The organism is Desulfuromonas sp. (genome assembly GCA_002869615.1).
Classification (GTDB): Bacteria; Desulfobacterota; Desulfuromonadia; order Desulfuromonadales; family UBA2294; genus BM707.
Genome location: PKUH01000097.1, coordinates 1 through 8116 on the forward strand (window position 1 = coordinate 1; position 8116 = coordinate 8116).

An 8116-nucleotide genomic window follows, 5' to 3' on the forward strand; every position below is an offset into this window, starting at 1 on the left:
ACCAACCTGAACAACACCGAAACTGTCAGTCACCGGACGGGTGAAAGCGGTACGGCCACCGATATGGACCAGGGCGCCGGCCGTTTTAAGGGCATAGCGGGTGCCTTCGTCGATCCCGCCGCTTTCGGTCCAGATTTCCGCTTCATAGGTGCCGTACTTGCCGCGATAATTAGCAAGCGGATTAATCAGGGTTGACGAATCGGTCGGAGTGTCGCTCTGCCGGGCAGTGATTCCATAGCTGAGACCTTCTCCGACCGGCTGGTCACTCTTCCATTCTACTTCAAACGAATCAGTGGTGTCGGTCGATTCAATCCGCGACGAGATACTGTAGTCAGCCCTCGGGTGGTAGCTGATACTGAGGTAGTAGAGTTCTGATTCATCCCGGCCGCTGTTTTTGATGGCCGATGTGACCATTGAGAAGCTGTCGCCGAGGCGGCGCGAGTAGACCATGCTGTACTGCTGCAGGTCGTCGAGCATGTAATCTGTGGTCAGGCGCCCGGAAAGGGTCAACGATCCGTAATAGAGTGATGAAAAATTGAGATTGAGCGAGGCTTCGAGTTCAGGGTTGGCCGTGCTGTTGATGGTTGCCGCGGTGTCAAATGCCTCATCGAAATATTTCAGTCCAATCTGAAAACCGGAAAATCGGGTCAGATACTGGTAGCGCGAATAGGCGGCAAAACCGGTTCCGGCCTCACTGTTGGAGGCCGCCATGCCCCCCTTCAACACGCCCCAGCGTCTGATTTTCCAGGTCGCCGATGCCGCGAGATCACTGACATCGGCGCCCGCTTCGAGAAAACCACCAATCGTCAGATCGTCAGAAAAGCCGTATTGGTGCAGCCCCTGAAACAGGGCATCGCCGTAGTCGAAACTCTCGATACCGAACTGCTCACGCAGCGCGCCGATGGCATAGCTGTATTCATGCAGATCCTCCTTCAGCAGTTCATCGGCCAGGTAGTAGGGGCTGAGGATTCTTTGTTCTCGGCCGAAGGCATCCTTCAGGATAATCTCAAAATCCCCGGCACCGCGGAATGAGCTCAGGTTCTCGAGGGTGAAGGGGCCGGGCGGGAGTGCCTCGTGGAGTATCCGGTGACCATTAATCAGGACTTCAATGTCGGAGGGAGTAGTCACCGCCCCGGAGAAGTCGAGTGTCGGATATGCCTTGAAGTAAGGGTCGATACGGTAGCGCTTGAGTAGTTGAATTCCGCCGAGTGTCAGCGCACCACCCAACTCATGGGGCGGGGTAATGAAATCACCAAAACTCCAGCGCCGCAAACTTTTCTCGTTTTCATGAATGAAGCGGGTCTCAAGCCGAACAAAATTGCTGTTGGTTTGCGTATTGATGTAACGACTGTCAGTCAAAAAGAGGGTCCGGTTCTTGCGGACTCCGACCTCGTTGTCCAGCAGGACGAATCGCTCAAAGTTTTTGTCGCCGTCGTTGTAGTCAAATGAGTAGTTGAAAAAGGCGCTGGTTTCGAATGGTCGATAGACGTCCTGCTTCAGCCCTTTCTGCAGATCGATGATTGTTGATTTCAGGGCGGTTGGGGCAACGGTAATCTCGAGAGCGAGGGTCGTCGGATCGTACTGATACTTCAGCTCCGGAATGTCATCCAGCTTGGAGTAGGTGATACCATCAATCGTAGTCTGTTTCTCTGGCAGGGTAGCGAAACCGAAGTCCTGCAGGTCTGTATTTGCCAGATAGATTGAGCCATCCGGGTCAATTTGTACGAACAGGGTTCCGCGGTACTCCGAATTGAGGGTTGTTTCAAGAAGGCCTGGTTCAAGTGCCGTCGCAGACGGTGGGGTCAGCAGAAGGAAAGCCAGAAGTATGGCCAGAAGAGATGCGCAGGTTAGGGTTCTTGTGCAGTGCATCAGTTTTTACTGGTGACACTGGTCTCCGGAAACCGGAATGTCCCGGGACAACTGCTGAGTGCTGTCAGTAATCTCGAAGCGGAGAGTGGCGAGCTTCTGGCACGCACCCGGCGGGATGGAATAGCTGTACGGCCGTGACATTCCAGCCAGGATATACCATGGTTTCAGATCTTTACTAAAAATTTCCTGCCCGGTTTTATCCTTGCCTGTCACCACCGCGCTGCCAGGAAGGAAGTGGACGTTGCCGGTGTTTTTTACAGCCGCAGTGAAGGTTCCGTTGCTGATTTCAGCTATCGTAACTTCGGTTGTTGACTTCTCTTCCAGCGGCGCAACGAAAATCGGTAATCCAAACCTGATTGCAACAGTCACCGATGCCGAGCCGGTGCGGGTTGATTCAGGGATCTCTTCGATAAAGAGGCGGTAGGTTTTTTCGGTGGTTGTCGCCGGAATCTTGATGCCGGCCCTCAGGACCTGCTCTTTGCCAGGCGGCACAGTCATAACCCGTGGGAAGAAAATGATGTCATCGGTCTCTTCGTAAATGTCCTGGCCGTTAATATCCTGAGACCAGGTTTTAGCGGAGACTTGAAGATTCAACGGTGCCTGGTAGTTATTGATCAGGCGGACCGATCCGCTCTTTGCCTTCGGACCAAGAAACATCTTGATCGGAATGACCCGCCAGTCGCCGGCCAGACCGATGGAAGCCGTCAGCAAAAACAAAAGAAGTACGGATAAGATCCTGTATCGCATTGATATCTCCATGTTTTTGCAATAAATATACGCGAGCAACATGGGAATGACAATAGCTCACTTGCTCAGGGAGCTATTGTCAGGGTGACCGTGTCGTTGTAAACGCCTGAGATCGCCGTTGCATAATCGGCACCGAGCAGGGTGCCGGTGATGGTCAGGCTCTGGTTGATATTTTTCGGAATCGTCGCCGTGGCCGGGGTGTAGGTGACAGCGTAAGGGAGAAAGTTCCCCGGAATTGTCGCGTGCTGCATTCGGTTGCCATCAACGCCGGTTTCGTAAAGTCCGTCATCGTCGGTAATGAGATAAGTCGCCGGGTTGGCACTTCCCTGGCAGCGCAAGGTCAGGGTGGCATTGACGACAACGTCGGAAGGTGACGTTGGGTCGAGGTTGCCGAAGTCGAGCGTGGCGGTTTTGGTGACGAAGCGGCAGATGCTCTTTGAGAGGACGGTCGCGGAGATGTTCATCGGTACGTTGGCCGCCAGGCAAACCTGCGCCGTTGCAAAGAACAAAACAAATATGAGCAGACTCCGCCGGATCATCATGTCAGAATTGACCTGAATCGGCGGGCAGAGATTATCTGCCCGCCGGATGAAAGGTCTTGTTACGGAGAGACGTCGAGAGTTACTGTGCCGGTGTAGAGCCCGGCCGGGGATGCCGAGTAGTTGGCGAACGGGATGGTGCCATCGATGTCGATGGTCGTGGCAAGACCTGTACCGGTGGTGGTGCCGTTGTCGGTGTAAGCGAGATTGACGCCGATTGTGTTTACGCCATTGGCAATTGTCGCTGTTGGGGGCAGTGTCAGGGTGTAGGCAACCCCGTTGGTGCAACTGTAGTCAATCGATGTTGCGGCGATCGCGGGAGCACCGCTGGTCGGGTCGATGTTAGTGAAATCGAGCAGAGCCGATGCTGCAGCAAAGCTGCAGGTACCCTGAACGTTGGCCTGAATGTTAAGGGTGGCGCTGTCGGCTGCAAACGATGTCGAGGCAACGAGTACCAGAACAATTGCAATTACAAGACCTTTGAGTGCTTTCATGTTTCTTCTCCTTTTTTGCTAATGGAACGTATCTGTTCCGATTTGTGTTTGATTGATTCCCGTCAAAATAATAAACGCCCACTTCCTGTTTCCGAAAATGAGCGCGTCTAAAAATCTGCGATACCGCGTTCTCTTCGGCGGCCCGGCCATCCACGTGGGATCCGTGACTCTGCGTCCCCAAGTCGCCCCGTGTTTGCTCTTATCGGAGAATCAATGTGTTTACTTAGTTATGTAAAATAAGCATTTTACATGCCGAAACCGGAAGACTATTGTCCCTGGTTTGGAGGTATTTGTTTTTTATCTTGTGATTTCAGTGCTTTATAGTTGGTGTTTTTTAACTAACAGGCGGTTTAAATATGACAGTTTTGGTTGTAAATGTGTGCCAATCATGCAAAATGTGCCACGCAGGGCATGAATTATGTGACAAAAAATGTCAGCGGCACACTCAATTCCAATGAGCTGTAACGATAAAGACAACCTGATTATCTTGAAATTTCAGAAAAGAAATAAGAGTGTTATTGTTTACAGATGCAGTGAATCGGGTTATTTTGACCAAACGTGTCAGGCAGCTAGAATAATTTTAATGATGGGTTTGATTCGGTTTATTCCAAGGCAGGGTTCTTTTATCTATGCAACCAAAAATTCTTTTTATCGATGACGACAAGGCGATCCTCGAGCTGTTGCGAGTGACGTTCGAAGACGAGCCGGCCGATCTCTATTTTGCCGAGGACAGTACTTCCGGCCTGAAGATTGTCCGGGAGCAGCGGCCGAATGTCGCTGTCATCGATATCAGGCTTCCCGGCAAATCAGGTCTCGAGATCCTGCAGGAGATCAAGGCGATCAATCCCGAAATCGTTGTCATAATGACCACCGGCCACAATACGACCCAGAATGCGATCGAGGCGATGAAGTACGGTGCCTATGATTTTCTGCTCAAGCCGTTCGATATTCTCAATCTGATCGATATCGTCAACAAGGGAATCGAGGCAAACCAGCTCAGCCGCAACGTGCAGTACAGGGATGCCGGGTCCGAAACATCGGAAACTTCTGGCGACGAGGATATCATGATCGGCTCTTCGCCGGAGATGATCGAGATCTGGAAAAAGGTCGGTCAGGTCGCCGCGTCGGACGCGACCGTTTTGATAGAGGGGGAAAGCGGTACCGGCAAAGAGCTGTTGGCACGGGCTGTTTACAACAACTCGAATCGTAAAAACAAACCCTTTCTTGCTGTCAATTGTGCCGCTTTACCGGAAAGTATTCTCGAGAGCGAACTGTTCGGACATGAGAAAGGCGCGTTTACCGATGCCCATACGCGCCGTATCGGAAAATTTGAACAGTGTGACGGCGGAACGCTGTTTCTTGACGAAGTTTCAGAAATGAGTCTCGAGAGTCAGGGTAAGCTGCTGCGGGTTCTCGAAAATCAGAAATTTGAACGGGTCGGCGGCAATGAACCGATTCAGGTCGATGTCCGGATCATCGCCGCGACCAACCGCAGCCTGCAAAATGCAACAAAGACCGGCAAGTTTCGCCTCGATCTGTTCTACCGACTCCGAATCGTTACTTTTCAATTGCCGCCGTTGCGCGACAGACAGAAAGATATCCCGCTCTTGTGCGATCTGTTTGTTCGTGAGTACGCAAGAAAGTACAACAAATCGGTCCAGGGGATCACCACCGAGGCTCTCGATTTTCTGCAGGCCAACTGGTGGGATGGCAATATCCGCGAGCTGAAAAATGCCATCAGTGCGGCCATCGTTTTCGCCCGGGATGAATGGCTCAAACCCGAAGATTTCGGTTTGCTGAAATCGTCCGAAGAGTCGATAGACGAAAATGCCGATGCGTTGTCCGATCTTCTCAAAGATCTCCTCAGGAAACCTTTTGCACAAATGCTTCAGCAACATTCCGGAGAGATCTATGAGCGAATGAATTCCGAACTGGAGCGGGCCTTGATCGAACTTGCCATGCAGAAGTGCGAGGGCAACCAGGTCAAGGCGGCAAAAATCCTCGGTATCAGCCGCAATACCCTGCGCAATCGGCTCGAGCGCTTCGGCATCACCTAAATCGCCTGTTCGACTCCGTTTCTTCTGTTGTTTATCACCAATCTGCGGTCAGGTCTTTCTTCGAAATATAACTGCGAATTGCGTCCATGGCGCTAAGTGTAATATCAATAAACTGAAGTCCCATACCGCTTGGCAGTTCCGGTTTGAACAGCGAATCAGGGTCATTTATCCAGGCAACCCGGGCGCGGCAATAGATCGGTTGATCGCAATCCGGCAAGCTGAATTCAACGTACATCTCTGTTCCAATCGACAACAGGTTGGTCGTCGCCAGAAATAACCCGCCGGTGTTGAGGTTGACCGTGTAGTCGGTCAGTACATTTTTCATCTCGGTCCCGAAATGGACTTTCAGGCGGGCCGAGAAACGCGGCTCGACCCGTGCCTGGACCTGCAGGTATTTTTTTGCCAGCGCCTGGAACAGCGAGCGGTTGATCGGTTTGGTCATGATTTCGTCACAGCCGGCATCAAGGGCGCGTTCCAGGTCCTCTTCCTTGCCGCCATGGGTGACCATGATGATTGGAATATGCTTGAGCCCCGCACTGTTTTTGATGAGTCGACAGCATTCGTCACCGTTCATTTTCGGCATGAACATATCCATAAAGACGAGATCCGGTTTTTCGTTCTGGATAATCTCTATTGCTTCCATCCCGTCATAAGCGGTGAGGATATCAATATCCGTTTTTCGGGCCAGAGCCGACTTTTCCAGTTGAATGAAGAGCTCGACATCATCGACCAGTAAAACCTTTTTTTTCGTCTTCGTTGCGGGTTCGATTTGCATCGTGTCGAGTGCGGTGTTCTGCTGCATCTGAATGTTTTCCATGGCATACCTCCCTTGAAATTCAAGATGAAAATAAATATTCAACATTCTCTGACGAACAAAGAAACGTTTGCTGGAATGTTTGATGGTTCATTGACTTGTTTTCGGTGAAAATCCGATCAAATTCATCGGCGTGAGTAGTGAAGATATCGAGCTCCTCTGGGGCAAAATGTTCTGGAGCGGTCCGTCCGTCACCGTTGGTGATGATGTCGAATGCCTTTTCGTGAGAAAACTCGGGCTTATAAGGGCGCCGGTTGCGCAAGGCATCATAGTGGTCGGCGATCATGGTGATCCGGCCGCTTAAGGGGATCTGCTCTCCCCGGAGACCGTGCGGATAGCCGCTACCGTCCCACTTTTCATGGTGAGTCGCGGCAATTGACGCTGCCAGGTCGAGCACCTCGAACGAGGACCCCGAAAGAATTTTTTCGCCGATTGTTGTATGGGTCTTGATGACATCAAACTCTTCCCGGCTCAACTTGCCGGTTTTAAACAGAATCGAATCGGGAATACCGATTTTTCCGATATCGTGCATGGTGCTGGCCAGGGCAAGTTGCCGGGCCTGTTCATCACTCTGCCCAAGGATCAGGGCCATTTGATACACATAGAAGGCGATCCGGGCTATATGCGCCCCGGTTTCGTCGTCTCTGTGTTCGGCGGCCATGCCGAGGCGATGGATTATTTCCCTGTTCATTTTTGTCATTTTTTCCAGAGAAGCGCGGTAATCCCTGGTTCGTTCCCAGACCCGTTTCTCGAGTTCTTCCTTGTAATCCTGTTCGAGCTTGCTCAGTCGACGGGCGGCCAGCGCCTTTTTCAAACCCTTGGCGACCTCGAACGGTTGAAACGGCTTGACGATGAAATCGAAAGCGCCCTGTTTAAACGATTCGACCGCCCGGGTCATGTCGGCATGACCGGTGAGAACGATGACCGGAAGGCTGCTGTCCAACTTGTGTAGTTGTTGCAGCAACTCAAAGCCGTCGATGCCGGGCATCTTGAAGTCAGTGATAACCACATCAAATTTATTGCATTCGAAACTCTTGAGGGCGTCATTTGCGCACGGGAAAGGGAAGAGATGGTTGAACCCGAACTCCTGCAGGACCTGTGTGAGTACCTGTAGTACCGCCGGATCATCATCAACAAGCGCGATCAGTGCATCTTTATCCAAGTTCATTTCCGGAAATTCCTGCTCTATCGCATAATTGAACATTGCATACTCCTTTGTGCTCAGTACGATTCGATATCGAGAGCCGCATTGAGCTGATAACGACCGCTTTTAATCTCCCCGGGGAGGTTAATCCGGTAGTCGACTGTTTTCTTTATATTTTTGATCGAAGGCCCGGCGGCGATGTCGATGTTGAGACACGGTTCACAACTTTCGCCGGGTCCAACCAGAAAGATCCTGCTGTTGTCCGCCGCCATCGGTCGTACCGTGACCTGCCGACTGGCGTTGGTTCTGATGTGCAAAGTGGCCGCCGAGCGAACAATGACATAACCGCGGGCGATATCAGTATCGGTGACGACATATTCGCTGACATGGCGTTCGGCTTTTAACGACGCCCATGGCATAATGCGAGCCGTGGCTATCAACTGGGCGCTGGA

Annotated in this window: 8 protein-coding genes and 1 riboswitch; of the genes, 1 reads left to right on the forward strand and 7 read right to left on the reverse strand. The window is 51.8% G+C overall.

Translation table 11 applies throughout. From position 1 onward, the window contains the following. The 4 genes from C0623_10100 to C0623_10115 all read right to left on the reverse strand — a co-directional run. Positions 1-1869 (reverse strand): hypothetical protein (locus C0623_10100; GenBank protein ID PLX99183.1); only part of this gene is annotated, 1869 nt, incomplete at its 3' end. Positions 1870-1875: 6 nt separating this feature from the next. After that, positions 1876-2658 (reverse strand): hypothetical protein, encoded by a 783-nt coding sequence (locus C0623_10105; GenBank protein PLX99184.1) that lies wholly within the window; start codon positions 2656-2658, stop codon positions 1876-1878. A gap of 23 nt (positions 2659-2681) precedes the next feature. Beyond that, a complete protein-coding gene (locus C0623_10110; GenBank protein PLX99185.1) occupies positions 2682-3158 on the reverse strand; it encodes a hypothetical protein in 477 nt (158 codons plus the stop codon). Positions 3159-3217: 59 nt separating this feature from the next. Further along, entirely contained in the window at positions 3218-3649 is a 432-nt protein-coding gene (locus C0623_10115; protein ID PLX99186.1) for a hypothetical protein, read from the reverse strand. A 133-nt stretch (positions 3650-3782) separates the two neighbouring features. Next, positions 3783-3857: riboswitch (cyclic di-GMP riboswitch) on the reverse strand. Positions 3858-4278: 421 nt separating this feature from the next. Here C0623_10115 and C0623_10120 point away from each other — a divergent pair. Then, entirely contained in the window at positions 4279-5706 is a 1428-nt protein-coding gene (locus tag C0623_10120) for a sigma-54-dependent Fis family transcriptional regulator (protein ID PLX99187.1), read from the forward strand. Positions 5707-5740: 34 nt separating this feature from the next. On the opposite strand, the gene C0623_10125 is transcribed toward C0623_10120, so the two are convergent. The 3 genes from C0623_10125 to C0623_10135 are packed head-to-tail and all read right to left on the reverse strand — an operon-like array spanning position 5741 to position 8083. Further along, complete coding sequence (locus C0623_10125; protein ID PLX99188.1) at positions 5741-6568, reverse strand: two-component system response regulator; 828 nt, start codon at positions 6566-6568, stop codon at positions 5741-5743. After that, positions 6543-7688 (reverse strand): two-component system response regulator, encoded by a 1146-nt coding sequence (locus tag C0623_10130; GenBank protein ID PLX99190.1) that lies wholly within the window; start codon positions 7686-7688, stop codon positions 6543-6545. Before C0623_10130 ends, C0623_10125 begins: the two co-directional genes overlap by 26 nt. Positions 7689-7741: 53 nt before the next feature. Then, positions 7742-8083, reverse strand: coding sequence for a hypothetical protein (locus C0623_10135; GenBank protein ID PLX99189.1), 342 nt, complete (start codon positions 8081-8083; stop codon positions 7742-7744). Positions 8084-8116 lie beyond the last annotated feature (33 nt).

Coding starts and splice junctions, on each gene's coding strand:
- C0623_10115 (PLX99186.1), bottom strand. CDS start 3,649: ATGAAAGCACTCAAAGGTCTTGTAATTGCAATTGTTCTGGTACTCGTT.
- C0623_10135 (PLX99189.1), bottom strand. CDS start 8,083: ATGCCATGGGCGTCGTTAAAAGCCGAACGCCATGTCAGCGAATATGTC.
- C0623_10130 (PLX99190.1), bottom strand. CDS start 7,688: ATGAACTTGGATAAAGATGCACTGATCGCGCTTGTTGATGATGATCCG.
- C0623_10120 (PLX99187.1), top strand. CDS start 4,279: ATGCAACCAAAAATTCTTTTTATCGATGACGACAAGGCGATCCTCGAG.
- C0623_10125 (PLX99188.1), bottom strand. CDS start 6,568: ATGTTGAATATTTATTTTCATCTTGAATTTCAAGGGAGGTATGCCATG.
- C0623_10110 (PLX99185.1), bottom strand. CDS start 3,158: ATGATGATCCGGCGGAGTCTGCTCATATTTGTTTTGTTCTTTGCAACG.
- C0623_10105 (PLX99184.1), bottom strand. CDS start 2,658: ATGTTGCTCGCGTATATTTATTGCAAAAACATGGAGATATCAATGCGA.